Origin of the sequence: Paenibacillus oryzae (assembly GCF_001675045.1) — a bacterium.
GTDB lineage: Bacteria > Bacillota > Bacilli > Paenibacillales > Paenibacillaceae > Pristimantibacillus > Pristimantibacillus oryzae.
Genome location: NZ_LYPA01000047.1, coordinates 82,396 through 97,958, shown reverse-complemented (window position 1 = coordinate 97,958; position 15,563 = coordinate 82,396). Strand labels below are relative to the sequence as shown.

Genomic DNA, 15,563 nt, shown 5'->3' with positions numbered 1-15,563 from the left:
TCATTGTCCCGACCTCCTGGACTGAATCATGCTGACGATCCAGAGAATCAGAAAGGACAGAGTAAGCAGCAGCACGGACACAGCCGCGGCTCCTTGAGGGTTATTGCTTTCTATTTCGCCAAAAATAAAAACGGAGGCAACAAGCGTTTTTCCGGGAATATTGCCCGCCACCAGAACAACTGCGCCAAATTCGGCAAGTCCGCGCGAGAAGGCCAGCATAGCCCCGCTGGCAATGCCGGGCGCCATAGTCGGCAATATAACCTGAAAAAAGGTTTTGGCTTTGGAAGCGCCTAATGTATATGCGGCTTCCTCCTCGGATTTGTCCAGCTCCTCCAGCAAAGGCTGAATAGCCCGGATTACAAACGGGAAGGTGACAAATACCATAGCCACAACGATGGCTGGTTCATGAAAAACGATTTGAATGCCAATCGCTTGCGCCAAGCCGCCAACCAGGCTGCCTGGTCCCAGCAGCAATAAAATAAGCAAGCCTCCAACCGCGGTCGGCAATGCAAAAGGCAAATCCACCAGACTGTTCAGAATCGTTCTGCCGGGGAAGCGGTATCGAATCAATACCCATCCAATCATAGTGCCTAACGCCATATTGATTAATGTTGCAATAACGGCCAGCTTGATGGTAAGCATAACAGCCTTCCAGGCAAGCGGTTCGGCGATGCTTTCCCAAAATGCGGACCAGCCCTCCGATAGAGATTGAACATAAATCCCGCAGATAGGCAAAACAATCAGGCAAACAAAGTAAAGCATAATTGTGCTCCGAAAACCGAAGCTCCAGGCCTTTCCCCGAAATAACGCATTCACTGTGACGTAACCCTCCAAACCGTCGGCTCGTGCCGCAGGGTATTAACCAGCCATTTTAACAATTCCTATTATAATACTTGGTATTGATAATGTAGCATCCCGATAGCGGATACGTCAACATGTTTTTACCATTTTGAAAAAAAGAAAAGCTGTTTTCCCCGCCACGTTGGCAGAAAAAACAGCTTGCTAGCCAAGTATTAAACTCGGCTATTGCTTTAACCTTATGAACAACCGCTATATGCCTACTCGCCTTCAATGCAATAACGGGCTTCTCCTTCGGCTATTACGGCCTGGCCTGCAGTCAGCTCCGTCATCCAGGCTATAAAGCTCTCTTTGTCAGGCTCCTCCGGCAAGCAGCAAACCGTTACCTTATCGGTAAACTCCGTGCCTCCAATTCGCATGGCCCGGGCGTGAAGCTCATTCTCCAGCTTGCCGTACCACGTGTAATCCACCTCGACAAAAACCTCGCGATGCAGGACCAGCTCAATTTCCCCAGCTGCCTCGATACCCGCGACCGCCCCGTCCGTATAAGCCCGGACAAGTCCTCCAGCTCCAAGCATAATGCCCCCAAAATAGCGGGTAACGACTACCGCAACATTTTTTAGTCCTTTGTTACGGATGACCTCCAAAATCGGCTTCCCGGCCGTGCCGCTTGGTTCGCCGTCGTCCGAGGCTTTTTGATGCTGATCCCGCTCCCCTACGATGTACGCGGAACAATTATGGGTCGCCGTCCGGTGCAGCCGCTTTATTTCATCAATAAACGCGACAGCCTCCTCTTCCGATTCCACCGGCTTCGCATAGCCGATAAAACGGGATTTTTTGACCACGATTTCTTCATGATTTTCCTGTCGTACCGTTCGGTATCTGTTCAGCATGGAATGTTATCCCTCCGTACTTTACAGACGCGCTTCCAGCTCCGCTTTTTCTTTTTCATAACCAGGTTTTCCCAGAAGCGCAAACATGTTTCTTTTGTATGCCTCTACGCCCGGCTGGTCAAACGGATTGACGCCAAGCAGATAACCGCTGATGCCGCAGGCCTTTTCAAAGAAATAAACGAGATAGCCAAACGTATAAGGAGTCAGGTCGGCAATGTTGACAATCAGGTTAGGCACTTGACCGTCAGTATGGGCAAGCAGCGTACCTTCAAATGCTTTTTTGTTGACAAAATCCATCGTTTTGCCAGCCAGGAAGTTCAGGCCGTCCAGATCATCTGCATCGGATTGAATGGTAATTTGCTCAGGAACCTCATTGACCTGAATAACCGTTTCAAAAATATTGCGGTTGCCCTCCTGAATAAATTGACCCATGGAGTGCAGATCAGTGGAGAAATCGACAGATGCAGGATAGATGCCTTTGTAGTCCTTGCCTTCGCTTTCGCCGAAAAGCTGCTTCCACCATTCCGATACAAAATGCAGGTTTGGCTCGTAGTTGACAAGAATTTCAGTTGCTTTGCCTTTGCGGTAAAGCGCGTTTCTTGCCGCAGCATATTGGTAAGCTTCATTTTCGGCCAGATCAGGGCTGCTGTATTCCTTGGAAGCATCAGCCGCGCCTTGCATCATGGCGTCAATGTCAATGCCCGCAACGGCAATCGGAAGCAGGCCAACCGGCGTCAGAACGGAATAACGGCCGCCCACGTCGTCAGGAATAATAAAGGACTCGTAGCCCTCTTCATTGGACAGCTTTTTCAATGCGCCTTTTTCCTTATCGGTTGTTGCGTAAATGCGGCGGCGAGCTTCTTCCTTGCCGTATTTTTTCTCCAGCTCGGCGCGGAACACGCGGAATGCGATAGCCGGCTCAGTTGTCGTGCCGGATTTGGAGATGACGTTAATCGACCAGTCCTTGCCCTCCAGCAGCTGCAGAAGGTGCGTTACATAGGTAGAGCTGATGTTGTTGCCAGCAAAGAGCACTTGAGGCGTTTTGCGCTGCTCCTTGGATTGGATGTTATAGAAGGAGTTCGACAGCATTTCGATGGCAGCGCGCGCGCCCAGATAGGAGCCGCCGATGCCGATTACGATAAGAACCTCGGAATCGCCTTTGATTTTTTCAGCTGCCGCTTTGATTCGTGCAAACTCATCCTTGTCATAGTTGGAAGGAAGATCGATCCAGCCCAGATAGTCCGCGCCGGCTCCCGTTCCGTTATGTAAATTATCATGCGCCGTCTTCACCTGCGCCGTTAAATAATCAATTTCATGCTGGCCGATAAAGCCAAGCGCTTTGCTGTAGTCAAACTTTACTGTTTTACTCATCCCGTATTGCCTCCCAACGTATTTTACGAAGCCTTGGCTTCGCCAGTTACCAGCTTCGGCTATTCCTTAAGGATAGCCAATTTACCCCTAGAACACAAGCCTGTTCAACATGAACGATTGATGAAGGAGCAACCGGCTTTTCCTTAATAATAGGGGGAAATCATCAAATAAACGATAACGCCCGTCAGACTGACATACAGCCAGATCGGCATAGTCCATTTGGATATTTTGCGATGTTTTTCGATTTGCCCCGTCATTCCCCGTACCACGGACAGAAGCGCCAGCGGAACAACAACAACGGCCAGCACGATATGCGTTAGCAAAATAAAGAAATAAATGCCGCGCAAAATACCCTCGCCACCATATGGCGTCGACTCCGTCAAGTAGTGATACGTCACATAGGAAGCCAAAAACAGGGTCGTTGTGAGGAACGCCATGCCAACAAAGGTACGGTGCATTTTAATGTTTTTCCGTTTAATCGCCACTAGCGCAACAACCAGTGACAGAAAGGTAAAGCTGTTGAAAATCGCGTTTAGCATAGGCAAAATTTTGACATTAAAGCCGATTTCTCCGTCATAGGCCGGCAGAAAAAACAAAACTGCCACCAGCGCCACGATAACCACCGTCAGGATTGCGACCAGCGGCGTATAGTTCTTTTGCTTCATCAGGAAACCTCCATCATATAGTGCGTGTTCAAAAGCTATATTTTATGCAGTCTATATAACTTTATCTCAATCCCCCCTGCGTATACAATGCATTCTCTCGCCTTGATTGTAACAATTTAACGAAAGTTTGCTTCCTCCCGGTTCCCTCGACAAAAAAACACGCCCTTTGCGGAGCGTGCTTTTCCTTGCCAGTGCCTTCGCCAATTATTTGCCCGATGGGAAACGGACCAGCTCATTCACCTTGACGGCTTGCCCCGTTTTGATTGAGCGATTTCCCGCGATGCCCGTCAGAATTGACATGGCTCCATCTATATGTGACGCTGCCCGATTGAAGCGGTCATATGCCGGAGGACCAAACAAATCGCGCAGCAGAACAGGATCGCCGCCGCCATGTCCGCCTTCGCCCGTCTCTACCTCAACCTCGTAGGCAGGATCAAACATAGGAATAACGAGCAGCCGTATGCCCTTCACCGCACCCTCCTGTGATTTTTCACCGCCGCCGTTTACGTATGGCTTCTCCACTACTCTTACCTCCAGACGGCCCTTGCTGCCGTTAAACACAACCTGGAAGCCCTCCCAAGGCAAATACGCATTAAGCGAATAGGTCAAAATAGCTTTGCTCCGGTATTGCACCATAACGCCCATCGTATCCTCGATGTTGATGCCGTCTCCGAATACGCTTTGATCGCGCTGGTAGCCATCCTCATGCTCCGCATCCAGATACATCGCCTTTAAATAAGGATTTTGGTCCAGATGCAGGGCAAAATGATCCTCTTTGGCGGCCGGGCTGCCAAAAGCCCGTTGATAAAACCGAGTTTCGCCGCGGCGTTCGGCGTTTTCCTTGCCGTAAAAGCGAAGATCGCCCATCGCAAATACCGTCTGCGGCTCCGAACCGAGCCAGAAGTTCACTAGGTCGAAATGATGCGTCGATTTATGCACCAGCAGCCCTCCGCTGTTGCGCTTGTCCCGATGCCATCTGCGGAAATAATCGGCGCCGTGCTGCGTATCCAGCAGCCATTCGAAATGAACCGAATTCACCTCGCCGATGACTCCGTCCATAATCAGCTCGCGGATTTTTGTATTATGGGGCGCGTAGCGATAATTGAACGCAACCCGAAGATTTTTGCCCGTCCGCTCAACAGCGTCCAGAATGTCCTGACATTTATCCTCATCTATAGTCATCGGCTTTTCGGAAATGACGTCGCAGCCAAGCTCCATCGCTTTAATGATATACGTATGATGCGTGCGGTCCATGGAGGTTACGATTACACAATCCGGCTTTTCCCGGGAAATCATCTCCTGGAATTGCTCTGCCCGGTACGTCTGGACGGGAGCATGGTCATAGCGCTCCTGCAGCAAGGAGTTAGCGTAATTCATCCGTGTAACGTTGCTGTCGCAGAAGGCGACAAGCTCGCCTTGGTCCCTGAAATCCCGAACCAGCGCCCCATAAAAAAACTCTGCCCGCGAACCTGTGCCCACCAATGCATATCTCTTTTTCCCCATATCCCATACCCGCCTTTACCAATGATTGATGTTAAGCTTATACTCATAGTAGAACAAAATAAGTCAATATTCTTCTGAATTATTGCTTATATTCAAAAAAGTATGCATATCTTGTGCTCAAAGCGTAATGGAAGGAGGCCGCTATGATGAGCAGCTCCATGTTCAAGATTGAAAGGCTGAAGCGCGAGGGCCATTTTACGATGGAGAAGGATGAAATTCACGACTTTTACGAGCTGTACTACCTGCTGCATGGCGAACGCAGATATTTTATTCATGATGTCAATATGCTGGTACAGCCACGAGACCTTATCTGGATTCCGCCACATATCCTTCACCGGACGCTGGATACGGGGAAGCCCGACCACGAACGGATTTTGCTACAGTTCCACGGGCGGTACTTGCGGGAGCATCTGGGATCGGAGCCGGAGCAGCTTCTGGCAATGCTGTCTGCTAGCGGCCGGCTTTCGCCTGACGTCAAGGAGCAGGAGTCCATTGAATATTTATTGAACATGATGATTGGCGAAAGCCGGAAGCCGCAAGCATCAACACCTCTATTTTTGGCATCCTTGCTAACGCAGCTGCTTGTTCAGCTTGCAAGAATGACGGAAAAAGCTGCGGAAAAGGAGCTTCGTCCGGAACCGACGGTTTGGGAGGAAATGATCCGTTATATGCACGAGCATTATGCCTCGCCTTTATCCTTAACGGAAATCGCCAAGCAATTTTATATGAGTCCCTACCATGTCAGCCGAAAATTCAGCCAATATACAGGCTTTCAGTTTACGGAATACCTGGTTTGGCTGCGCATAAAAAAAGCCCGCGAGCTGCTGGCGGAAACCAGCATGCGGGTAGTCGATGTGGCTCAGGAGTCCGGCTTCAATAACCTTGCACACTTCCAGCGCGTTTTCAAGCGTCTGCTGCGCTGCACGCCCCTGCAATATCGCAAGCTTCATGCTGGCAAAAAAGAATGACTCGTTCAACAAACGGCTATATCATTGTGATTGTGACAGAGCTATATCAGTGCGACAGCTACTATATCAGTGAGACAACTATATCAGTGCGACAGCTGCTATATCATTGCGACAGCTATTGCAGCTCGTGATGCCTCTTCTTCCCATTGCGGCTGTCCTCTAGGTTAAACTAAGCCCTAGGTTGCGGCTCATCCTGGGCCTGAACAAGCCCTAAGTTACGGATCGCCCTAGTAGGATAGAGCACGCTCTAAGTTACGGCTTGCCATTTGGATAGACAAACTCCAGGTAATGGCTTGCACAGAGCTTAGCACACCTACTCATGAGTGAAGGGTTCCCTTCCTTCGCTTTGCTTTCCCTTTAGCTTAACGGTCATTGATGACCGCCACAGGCCAATTTTGCTAGATTTGCTGTGAGCAACGGTCACCCGTGACCTTTACAGCCTAAAAGTAGCACATATGAACGGGATAATGAGGTCTTACGGTCATCAATGTCCTTTACAAAGTGAAAATCCTCAAAAAGTAGCTTTTAACGGTCATAATTGTCCGCAAGAGAGTGATCCTGTCTAAGAATACCGCTCGAAAGAGGCCGCTTGTTGATTGTAAGCCCAACGATGCAATCAAAGTAGTCTTTAGACACAAGATGCTCTTTCACTAGCAGTCAAGCGCCGATTTCTAGATTCGTCCATAAGTTCTGCTACGCCAGCGCTCGCTAGTGTGCCGGATAAAAGGTGTATATACAGATTCGAAGAGATCTAAAGAGATGTATAGGGGACATGAAGAGATTATCAAGCAAAAATCGAAAACTACAAAAAAGCACTACAGAAAAAGCACAACAAAAAAAACACTACAAAAAGCAAAAGGGGCCGCCACGAACAACGTGGGGCCCCTCTTTTCAATTACTCGTAAATATACGAGCAGCAATAGTCGGTTACTTCCGTTACCTGCAGCTTAAACTTGGTGTTGGCAGGCACCTGGAATTCGCCTTCTCCCTGGATGTGCAGCCATTCCGTTTCTCCTGGCAGCAGCACCTTGAGATCTCCGCCGAGAATCTCCATAATTTCCACGCAGTCCGTGCCAAATTCATAATCGCCGGGAAGCATGATGCCTAACGTTTTTTTCGTTCCATCAGGGAACAAAACGACGCGGCTGGTCACCTTGCCGTCGAAATACACATTGGCTTTTTTAACAACCGTTACATTTTCGAATTGCGACATATGAGGATTCTCCTTTAGGGTTCTAAAACGACCTCTTTAAAATGGGATTACAGCAGCGCTTTGACTTTGCTTACTACATTTTCTACGGTAAAGCCGTATTCCTTGATGACACGGTCGCCAGGAGCCGAAGCGCCAAAACGGTCGATCGCCAAAATGTCGCCGCCATCGCCTGTGTAACGCTCCCAGCCGAACGGATGAGCCATTTCGATAGCAAGACGTGCTTTAACGTCAGGCAGCAGTACAGAGTTTTTATATTCCTTGGATTGCTTCTCGAACAGATCCCAGCTTGGCATGCTGATTACGCGAACCTGGATACCTTCTTCAGCCAGCGCTTTTTGAGCTGCAACCGCCAGTTGAACCTCGGAGCCTGTAGCCAGCAATTGTGCTTGCGGCTTGCCGTCTTTTGCATCGGAAACCACATAAGCGCCCTTGCGCAGGTTTTCGCGAGCGCCTTGAACGGTGCCCTCCAGAATCGGCAGGTTTTGGCGAGTCAATACCAAAGCAACCGGGTTTTCTTTGTTTTCAACGGCATAAGCCCATGCGGCAGAGGTTTCATTGCCGTCAGCAGGACGGATAACCGTCAAGCCTGGGATGATACGGATGGAAGCCAGCTGCTCGATCGGCTCATGCGTAGGTCCGTCTTCGCCTACCGCGATGCTGTCATGCGTCAGCACGTAAACAACCGGCAGGTTCATCAGAGCAGCCAGGCGGATTGCAGGGCGCAGGTAATCCGTAAACACAAAGAACGTTCCGCCGAATACCTTGATGCCGGTATGCAGGCTGATGCCGTTCATTGCGGCAGCCATGCCGAATTCACGTACGCCGAAGTAAATGTTGCGGCCGTCGTAGCTGCCGGGCTTGAATTGCGTCAAGCCTTTCAGGTGAGTCATTGTGGAGCTTTCCAGGTCGGCGGAGCCGCCAGCAATGCTAGGTACGTTTTTGGCCAGGCCGTTCAGCGCATTGCCGGAAGCAACACGTGTCGATACCGCGCTGGATTCAGTCGTGTAATGCGGCAGGTCGGCATCCCAGCCCTCCGGCAGATCGCCGCTGGTAGCCAGTTCAAATTGCTTGGCCAGTTCAGGATGTGCTTCCTTATAAGCCGCAAACAGAGTATTCCATGCTGCGTTAGCCGCTTCGCCTTTTGCCTTAACATCAGCAAAATGGGCGCGCACTTCGTCAGGCACGTGGAACTGATGCTCTTCGTTCCAGCCGTAGAATTGTTTGGTCAGCTTGGTTTCGTCAGCGCCGAGCGGCGAGCCGTGAGGGCCTGCATGGCCGCCTTTTCCGCCTTTGTTCGGGCTGCCGTAGCCAATAACAGTTTTAACCTCGATCAGGGTTGGCTTGCCTGTTTCCGCTTGAGCCTCTGCTACCGCAGCAGCCAATGCCTCTACATCGTTGCCGTCGGCAACGCGCAGCACTTGCCAGCCGTAGCCTTCGAAGCGGCTTTGAACGGTTTCGGAATAAGACAAATTCAATTCGCCGTCCAGCGATATGTCGTTGGAATCATAAAGAACAACCAGCTTGCCCAGCTTCAAGTGGCCAGCGAGAGAAGCCGCTTCATGGGAAATGCCTTCCATCAGGTCGCCGTCGCCGCAGATGGAATAAGTAAAGTGGTTGATAATGTCAAAGCCGTCTTTGTTATAAACAGCGGAGAGATGAGCCTCTGCCATAGCCATGCCAACTGCCATTGCTACGCCTTGGCCCAGAGGTCCGGTTGTTGCGTCAACGCCAGCCGTATGACCAAACTCAGGATGACCCGGTGTCAGGGAGCCCCATTGACGGAAGTTTTGCAGCTCTTCCAGCGGCAGCGCGTAGCCGGACAGGTGCAGCAGGCTGTACAGCAGCATGGAGCCGTGTCCCGCGGACAAAACAAAGCGGTCGCGGTTTACCCATTCCGGATTGGATGGATTGTGAACCATATTTTGAGCAAACAATTGATACCCCATCGGAGCTGCGCCCATCGGCATGCCCGGGTGGCCGGATTTAGCTTTTTCAATCGCGTCAATCGCAAGCGTACGAATGGTATCGATTGAAAGCTGTTGAATCGATTTTTGACTGACCGTCATTTTATTACCCTCCTGTTTTCTGTTTAAATCTCATTTTGACAATTTCAAATTCTGTATTCATTGTATCATTCCTTGTTAATTAAACACAACAGTCTTGTTCTGGTGCACAAGCACGCGGTCTTCGATATGCCATTTGACGGCCCTTGCCAGCACAACTCGTTCAATCGTTCTGCCGATTCTTTTCAGGTTATCCACGTTGTCGCGGTGCGTGACGCGCTGGACATCCTGCTCGATGATCGGCCCGCCGTCCAGTTCCTCCGTTACGTAATGCGCCGTTGCGCCGATGATTTTTACCCCGCGGGTATAAGCCTGGGCATACGGCTTGCCGCCGACAAATGCAGGCAGGAAGGAATGGTGGATGTTAATAATCCGGTTAGGGAACTGCTCGATGAACTTGGGCGAAATAATTTGCATGTAGCGAGCGAGAACGATCAGATCCGCTTTGCCTGCGACAACCTCCATCTGCTTGCGTTCGGCCTCATCCTTAGTACTAGGAGTGACGGGAATATGGTGGAAGGGAATGCCAAAAGGCTCCACCAGCGAGCGCATATCGGGATGGTTGCTGACCACCATAGCGATGTCGGCATCCAAATCGCCGTTTCTCCATTGCCACAGCAGCTCAAGCAAGCAATGATCCTCTTTGGAAACAAAAATTGCCAGCCGTTTTTTGCGGCTTTCGCGGAAAATATGCCATTTCATCTGGAAGCGGTCCGCCACACGCGTAAAATCCTCCACCAAAATTGGCAGTTCAACTTCTACATCATTCAAATCAAATTCAAAGCGGATAAAAAACATGCCGCCTTCGGGGTCCATCGTATATTGATCGGACTGCACGATATTTGCGCCGTGCTCGTGCAGGAAATGGGATACGGCAGCCACGATACCGGACCGGTCAGGGCAAGAAATCAGCATTCTTGCACGGCCGCCTTTTCCGGTTGGATTATTGGTTACATCAGCTTGCGTCACATTCATCTTCCTTTTCTCACATGGATTTGGATTTGGCCTAGCCAGCAAACCACGCCGTCAGGCGCTGGTTAATTTCTTCTTCGCTCAGATCGGCGCTGATTGGCCGTTCCTCCACAACCAGATCATATAACCGCTCCATCGGCTCGCGCGGATCGGCTTTTTTGGCTTTGGCATCAGTCTTTAGAAGGTTCCAGGTATCAAGTACAAACTGGCGCCGGTCAATTTCACGTGTAGCAAAAAAGTCGTTCAGCCGTTCAACATCCTCCAGGAAGCCGGCCCCAAAGCGCGACTCGACTTCGCCGCGCAGCAGCGCAATTTCGATCTCGTACATCGGACGAACTTTTTTATCGTCCTTTCCAATCCATGGCGTTTCCAGAATAAAAGGGCGTCCTTGCAGCTTCTCGTGATGAACGATTGCCGACAGCGCTTTATGTCCGAGCCAGCCTGCGCCGATTGGCGCGTGACGGTCCTTGCCCGCGCCGCGTCCGTTTTTGCTGTCGTTGACGTGAACAACGGCTACGCGTTCAAGACCTACAATCCGGTCGAAATCCTCCAGCACGCCGTCCAGATTGTGAATTAAATCATACCCTGCATCATGCATGTGGCAGGTGTCCATACATACCGTCAGACGTTCATTATTCCGCACCTTTTCTATAATAGATGCAATTTCCTCAAAGCTGCGCCCAATTTCCGTTCCTTTGCCGGCCATTGTCTCCAGCGCGATGTTTACGTCCAGCCCCTCTGTTCCGTCCAGCACCATATTCAAGCCTTCCGCAATACGGTTAATCCCGTATTCGGCATCCCTGTCCGTATAGGCTCCGGGATGCAATACGATATTGCGTACGCCAATGGCTGCCGTACGCCGGATTTCTTCCTGCAAAAAATTAACCGCCAGCTCAAAGGTGTCTTCTTTATAGGAGCCCAGGTTAATAATATAGGGCGCATGCACAACTATTTCGTTAATGCCCGCCCCCTCCATTAAGGCTTTGCCTTCTTCAATATATAAGGATTCTATCGGCTTGCGACGTGTATTTTGCGGTGCGCCGGTATAAATCATAAATGTGCTGGAGCCGTAGGAAATAGCTTCTTTGGCCGCAGTAATCAGCCCCTTGTCCGAAAAGGACACATGGGAACCTATCTTCAACATGAGCGAACACCCCTTTTTAAAAGTAAGATTTCACAAAAAACGGACCACTGAAGTTGATCAAAGCTTATTTTACAGGGAATGACGAAATAAATCTAGGGCGTGTCCGAATACTCTGGAAGGAACAGACTTCGTCAAATCTTCTTCTCATGCAAGGAAGTTTTGTGTAGGCCTACCGTGGGGAAGTCAAGCAAAATGGACGCAGCAGGGGGCAAAAAGGCGTTGCAAAATGACGTTGAGAGTTTTTTCGAACACGACCTAATAAAAAAGAGTCAATGGAATAAAGTTCCATCGGCTCCTTTTGTAATTTATCTTATTTTTGGAAACGAGAAGCTTCTGCCGCTATCGGTTTCGCAATCCGATAAAGCATAAGATTCCCCGCCGTTGTTATTTTGCCTCGTTTCAATTCCCGTGCATGCATTTAGTTTACTGCGGCCTGACGCCTTCAATTGAATATTGGGCGACCCGAACTTCATCGTCTGTTCCTATAAAAAATTTATTTTCATCATGCCACCTCCAATCGATTGGACGCTATCTGGAACAAAAAGGCTTCTTTCCTCTTTAATCCATATCGAAATATGATTTAAAATACAGTATAATTTACAATTGAGGTGACAAATCAAATGGGCGAAACATCCAGCTGGTTTATGTATTTTATCGTGTTTTGGGCGATTATTATGGTTCTGGCTATGTCTGTCGGCGGTTTTTTTATGTTCCGCAAGTTTTTGAAAGTGCTTCCCATGCGGGACGGCAAGTCAAAGCTGGATTGGCAAAATTATTGGGTGGATCGCAGCCGCAGCATGTGGGGCGACGACGCCAAAGCGTTACTGGATGAATTGGTTTCACCGGTTCCGTCAGCGTTCCGTGATATCGCCAAACATTCCATCGCTGCAAAAATCGGCCAGGTAGCAATTGAGCAAGGCGCTGAAGCCGTAACAAGAGAGCATTGTATAGAGGGATACATTCGGGCAACCCCGAGCCGGGATTATCGCAGCCTGGTTAATTTTCTGAATCGGAAAGGCATCGACTACAGCGCATACGAGCATCTACTCAACAAATAACGCCCTTTCACTGCCGTCTACCAAAAAAAATGCAACCCACCGGGCGGCAGATTCGTTAAAACATGGAGGAGGTGCTTCATCATGAATTTTTCAAAAGCGAAAAAACGCAGAGAAGCAGGAATAGCCACAGCCGTGCTGTTAGCTGTTGCACTTACCCTATCGGCATGCGGAGTAACCAAAATCGACCCGATATCTGTGGAGAACGCCGGAGGAAACAACTCGGAGGGCGATCAGCTGCCGGCCGAGGGAGGCATTATGGAGCCTGGCTCCCCTGGCGATAGCGGTCAAAGCAACGATGCCGGAGCTGAAAACGGCGAAACCGCCGGCGGCTCGGATGAACAAGGTAATCAAGAAACCCCGGAGGGGACAGTCACAATTGCGACTGGCACATTTAACGGAATTATTGATAATAATTCAATCGAAATTACTACAGATAGCGGGACGGACGCTTATCGGTTTACCGAAGAGCTGTCTGCTGCGGTGAATGAGCTTCCTGAGGATGCCAAGGTGTTTATTCAATATACGGTTACTCCTGTTCAGGACGATCCTGCCGCACATCAGAACTGGCTTCAGTCCATTGAGCAAATGACACAATAACGCTTGACCATTTCAAGCAGCCGTTTCTGATCCGCCAGCCACGAGCCAGCGGCCGGAAACGGCCTTTTCGTTAATCGAGGAAATGGCTGGCAAATATACATTAAACCAGGCAATACTCCGGACCCTTTTCCCCGCCAAGATGGATGACATCTCCTTTGTCCAGCTTATAGACTTTGTAGGGAACCATCAGCTCGCCATTAAGAATGCTCCCGTTTCGGGAGCCCAAATCCTTGACATGATGCTCCTCGCCGCTTCGCCCAATCTCCAGATGGATGCGCGAAACGCCATCCGCATTTTCGGTATAGTTTGCGCCTTCGCCGGACCTTCCGATTCTAAAGATGTCAGCGGTCAAATCAATATCCTCCTCGGCGCCCTTCCATTTTCTGCGCAATATCGCATTCCAGCCCTCGCTGCCTGCAGCTGTACCCCCTGCTTTTTCCCCGCTACGGGAGAGCAGCACAGTAGGTTCGTTTTGGACCGGCCTGGCAGGAAGAGAATAATCCCCTATAGAGGTTGTTGTACCTTCTTCGGTACGCGCTTTATTTACATCCAGGTACTCATGGCGTCCAGGCCGCTGGGGTTTCTCATGAAGCTCGGGTTGCTTCAACGCTCGGAACCGCCGGTTTACGGGGGGCAAATATCCTGTATCGGGATCAAAGGAGCTCCAGTCCGCCTCCATATCCTCCTCTTGTTTTTCCAAAAAAATCCGCTGACCCCGTTTCATGACGAACAAAACCAATGCCAATACAGCCAGAGTAAGACCCAGGCTTAGATACAGATTTCTGGAGGATGGCTCCGTCATATAAATAAACCGCCATATCAGAGCCGTCCCAATAGCAAAAGCAGCCATTGCCAGCCATTTGCCCCGCTTGCCTTGGCGTTCATCCTCCATTTCGTCAGGCTCCAAATAGGAACGCTCTTTCTCCAAAGTTTGTGAACTTTCGTCCCAAGCGGACGCTTTTGATGCGGATAGCTGATCATTTTGCTGTATCGCTTGCCTTATCTCCAGTTTTTCCAGCCTTGCATCTCCCCGCATAGACGTTAACGTTTGCGGCCCAGCATGCGGCGGCTTTGCATTTGTTGGCTGTAAACCTATTGATTTCGCGGCTGTTGAATTAATACCGGCAGAATTTATATCTGTTGACATTTCACCTATTGAAATGTCATCTGTTGATTTTTTATTTTGCAATGCTCCTCCTGGAATAGATTTGCCGATGAGCTCCAATAAAAGCGCACGGAGCTTTTCCAGCGGCCATTTGCTGTCGCTGAACATCTGCAATATGCTGCGCAGCCCTTCCCCATCCACCTTTTCAACATAGGAAAGCCATTTTACAGCCAGAGAAAGCAAATCTCCATTGTCATAGCCATGATGCCCTTTATGGTCAATGGGAACATAAACAAACCGCAACTCATGCAGCCTCTCGCCAACATAAATAAACCCTTCATCCAGCAGGCATCCTTCCGGCCGCAGCATATAATCGCCGCATTCCGTCAACGCGTCCACCGTACTTAGCAGCAGTCCGTAATACTGCTCCATGGTAATGGCATTTTGCTGAAGACGGTGAAGCAGGAGCTTGCAGCCAGACAACGAATAACGGAACGTAACGGAGCCGTCGATGTTGACCCAATCCACACGCAGAAGCGCTGATAATTGAGCCGCTTGAAGCATATTCAGCTCCAGCTCCACCAATTCGCTTCTCTGTATGCCTGGTTCTCGTCCCAGCGTCATCTCATGCCCGGCATTCATTTCAAAATCAATCACAAAACGCAGCATTTTCCCTTTCTCCTTTCCTCATCTGCACAAAAAAACCATCTATTGAAAAAAAGCCATCCACAAAATGGTGACAGCAGCGGGCGCTACAGCCAGCATAAAAGGGAAGCTTTTCCCCTCCTTCAGCCAACGCGCGTTTTCCATCCAGGCTTGTTTCGCATTTGCTGATCCGGGCAGCTGCTGCCACTCACGAAAAAGACTCATTTTCCGGGCAAGCAGCAAAAGAGCCGCCAACGCTCCCGCATACAGAAACGAATAGAGCATTAGCTGAAGCACAGGAAGAATCCCCAGCCAGGCGCCAGCTGCTCCAAAAAGCTTAACGTCTCCTGCTCCAAGCCCTTTTGCCCAATAGAGGAGCAGAAGCGGGATAAAGCCTGCTGCCGCGCCTATCAATGAGGCTTTTAAGCCTCCCACTCCTTCATAGCTCACATAAAACAGAAGCGCTCCGCAAAAAAAGATCAAATTTAGTCCATTGGGAATCCTTTGCGTGCGTATGTCGGTAATAAAAGCGATCAGGAGCAGCAAGGATACGGCCGCGATCGCCATA

The 15,563-nt window shown here is 49.9% G+C and carries 14 protein-coding genes; 3 read left to right on the top strand and 11 right to left on the bottom strand.

Annotated features, from left to right (window positions below):
• From cysT to A7K91_RS09515, 5 genes are all read right to left on the bottom strand, one after another.
• Complete coding sequence (gene cysT, locus A7K91_RS09535; RefSeq protein WP_082967336.1) at positions 1-816, bottom strand: sulfate ABC transporter permease subunit CysT; 816 nt, start codon at positions 814-816, stop codon at positions 1-3.
• Positions 817-1,058: 242 nt separating this feature from the next.
• Positions 1,059-1,691: a YigZ family protein gene (locus tag A7K91_RS09530; RefSeq protein ID WP_068682029.1), complete on the bottom strand. Its 633-nt coding sequence runs from the start codon at positions 1,689-1,691 to the stop codon at positions 1,059-1,061.
• 21 nt (positions 1,692-1,712) lie between these two features.
• Positions 1,713-3,062, bottom strand: coding sequence for a glucose-6-phosphate isomerase (locus tag A7K91_RS09525; protein WP_068682028.1), 1,350 nt, complete (start codon positions 3,060-3,062; stop codon positions 1,713-1,715).
• Between the two features lie 143 nt (positions 3,063-3,205).
• Positions 3,206-3,727, bottom strand: a complete 522-nt coding sequence (locus tag A7K91_RS09520) for a DUF420 domain-containing protein (RefSeq protein ID WP_068682026.1) — start codon at positions 3,725-3,727, stop codon at positions 3,206-3,208.
• 204 nt (positions 3,728-3,931) lie between these two features.
• Entirely contained in the window at positions 3,932-5,230 is a 1,299-nt protein-coding gene (locus A7K91_RS09515; RefSeq protein ID WP_068682024.1) for a Gfo/Idh/MocA family protein, read from the bottom strand.
• A gap of 143 nt (positions 5,231-5,373) precedes the next feature.
• Between A7K91_RS09515 and A7K91_RS09510 the strand changes: the two genes are divergently transcribed.
• On the top strand, positions 5,374-6,198 hold the full coding sequence (locus tag A7K91_RS09510) for an AraC family transcriptional regulator (RefSeq protein ID WP_082967335.1): 825 nt from the start codon (positions 5,374-5,376) through the stop codon (positions 6,196-6,198).
• Between the two features lie 895 nt (positions 6,199-7,093).
• Here the strand turns inward: A7K91_RS09510 and ppnP are convergent.
• The 4 genes from ppnP to A7K91_RS09490 form a co-directional block, all read right to left on the bottom strand.
• On the bottom strand, positions 7,094-7,411 hold the full coding sequence (gene ppnP, locus A7K91_RS09505; RefSeq protein ID WP_068682020.1) for a pyrimidine/purine nucleoside phosphorylase: 318 nt from the start codon (positions 7,409-7,411) through the stop codon (positions 7,094-7,096).
• Between the two features lie 47 nt (positions 7,412-7,458).
• Entirely contained in the window at positions 7,459-9,477 is a 2,019-nt protein-coding gene (gene tkt, locus A7K91_RS09500) for a transketolase (RefSeq protein ID WP_068682018.1), read from the bottom strand.
• A 75-nt stretch (positions 9,478-9,552) separates the two neighbouring features.
• A complete protein-coding gene (purU, locus tag A7K91_RS09495; RefSeq protein ID WP_068682016.1) occupies positions 9,553-10,449 on the bottom strand; it encodes a formyltetrahydrofolate deformylase in 897 nt (298 codons plus the stop codon).
• Between the two features lie 31 nt (positions 10,450-10,480).
• Complete coding sequence (locus A7K91_RS09490) at positions 10,481-11,590, bottom strand: deoxyribonuclease IV (RefSeq protein ID WP_068682014.1); 1,110 nt, start codon at positions 11,588-11,590, stop codon at positions 10,481-10,483.
• Positions 11,591-12,210: 620 nt separating this feature from the next.
• Here A7K91_RS09490 and A7K91_RS09485 point away from each other — a divergent pair.
• A complete protein-coding gene (locus A7K91_RS09485; RefSeq protein WP_068682012.1) occupies positions 12,211-12,648 on the top strand; it encodes a DUF2621 domain-containing protein in 438 nt (145 codons plus the stop codon).
• An 81-nt stretch (positions 12,649-12,729) separates the two neighbouring features.
• The gene (locus tag A7K91_RS09480; RefSeq protein ID WP_068682010.1) at positions 12,730-13,245 is read left to right on the top strand and encodes a hypothetical protein; all 516 of its coding nucleotides are present in this window, start codon (positions 12,730-12,732) and stop codon (positions 13,243-13,245) included.
• 100 nt (positions 13,246-13,345) lie between these two features.
• Here A7K91_RS09480 and A7K91_RS09475 read toward each other — a convergent pair whose 3' ends face one another.
• Positions 13,346-15,019: a DUF6382 and FHA domain-containing protein gene (locus tag A7K91_RS09475; RefSeq protein WP_068682008.1), complete on the bottom strand. Its 1,674-nt coding sequence runs from the start codon at positions 15,017-15,019 to the stop codon at positions 13,346-13,348.
• 39 nt (positions 15,020-15,058) lie between these two features.
• The gene (locus A7K91_RS09470; RefSeq protein WP_068682005.1) at positions 15,059-15,562 is read right to left on the bottom strand and encodes an A24 family peptidase; all 504 of its coding nucleotides are present in this window, start codon (positions 15,560-15,562) and stop codon (positions 15,059-15,061) included.
• Between the last annotated feature and the right edge of the window lies 1 nt (position 15,563).

What these genes read in the sequence shown, in the direction of transcription:
- ppnP (WP_068682020.1), bottom strand. Translation starts at nt 7,411, where the DNA reads ATGTCGCAATTCGAAAATGTAACGGTTGTTAAAAAAGCCAATGTGTAT.
- purU (WP_068682016.1), bottom strand. Translation starts at nt 10,449, where the DNA reads ATGAATGTGACGCAAGCTGATGTAACCAATAATCCAACCGGAAAAGGC.
- A7K91_RS09510 (WP_082967335.1), top strand. Translation starts at nt 5,374, where the DNA reads ATGATGAGCAGCTCCATGTTCAAGATTGAAAGGCTGAAGCGCGAGGGC.
- A7K91_RS09530 (WP_068682029.1), bottom strand. Translation starts at nt 1,691, where the DNA reads ATGCTGAACAGATACCGAACGGTACGACAGGAAAATCATGAAGAAATC.
- A7K91_RS09475 (WP_068682008.1), bottom strand. Translation starts at nt 15,019, where the DNA reads ATGCTGCGTTTTGTGATTGATTTTGAAATGAATGCCGGGCATGAGATG.
- A7K91_RS09480 (WP_068682010.1), top strand. Translation starts at nt 12,730, where the DNA reads ATGAATTTTTCAAAAGCGAAAAAACGCAGAGAAGCAGGAATAGCCACA.
- A7K91_RS09525 (WP_068682028.1), bottom strand. Translation starts at nt 3,062, where the DNA reads ATGAGTAAAACAGTAAAGTTTGACTACAGCAAAGCGCTTGGCTTTATC.
- A7K91_RS09520 (WP_068682026.1), bottom strand. Translation starts at nt 3,727, where the DNA reads ATGAAGCAAAAGAACTATACGCCGCTGGTCGCAATCCTGACGGTGGTT.
- A7K91_RS09470 (WP_068682005.1), bottom strand. Translation starts at nt 15,562, where the DNA reads ATGGCGATCGCGGCCGTATCCTTGCTGCTCCTGATCGCTTTTATTACC.
- A7K91_RS09490 (WP_068682014.1), bottom strand. Translation starts at nt 11,590, where the DNA reads ATGTTGAAGATAGGTTCCCATGTGTCCTTTTCGGACAAGGGGCTGATT.
- A7K91_RS09515 (WP_068682024.1), bottom strand. Translation starts at nt 5,230, where the DNA reads ATGGGGAAAAAGAGATATGCATTGGTGGGCACAGGTTCGCGGGCAGAG.
- tkt (WP_068682018.1), bottom strand. Translation starts at nt 9,477, where the DNA reads ATGACGGTCAGTCAAAAATCGATTCAACAGCTTTCAATCGATACCATT.
- A7K91_RS09485 (WP_068682012.1), top strand. Translation starts at nt 12,211, where the DNA reads ATGGGCGAAACATCCAGCTGGTTTATGTATTTTATCGTGTTTTGGGCG.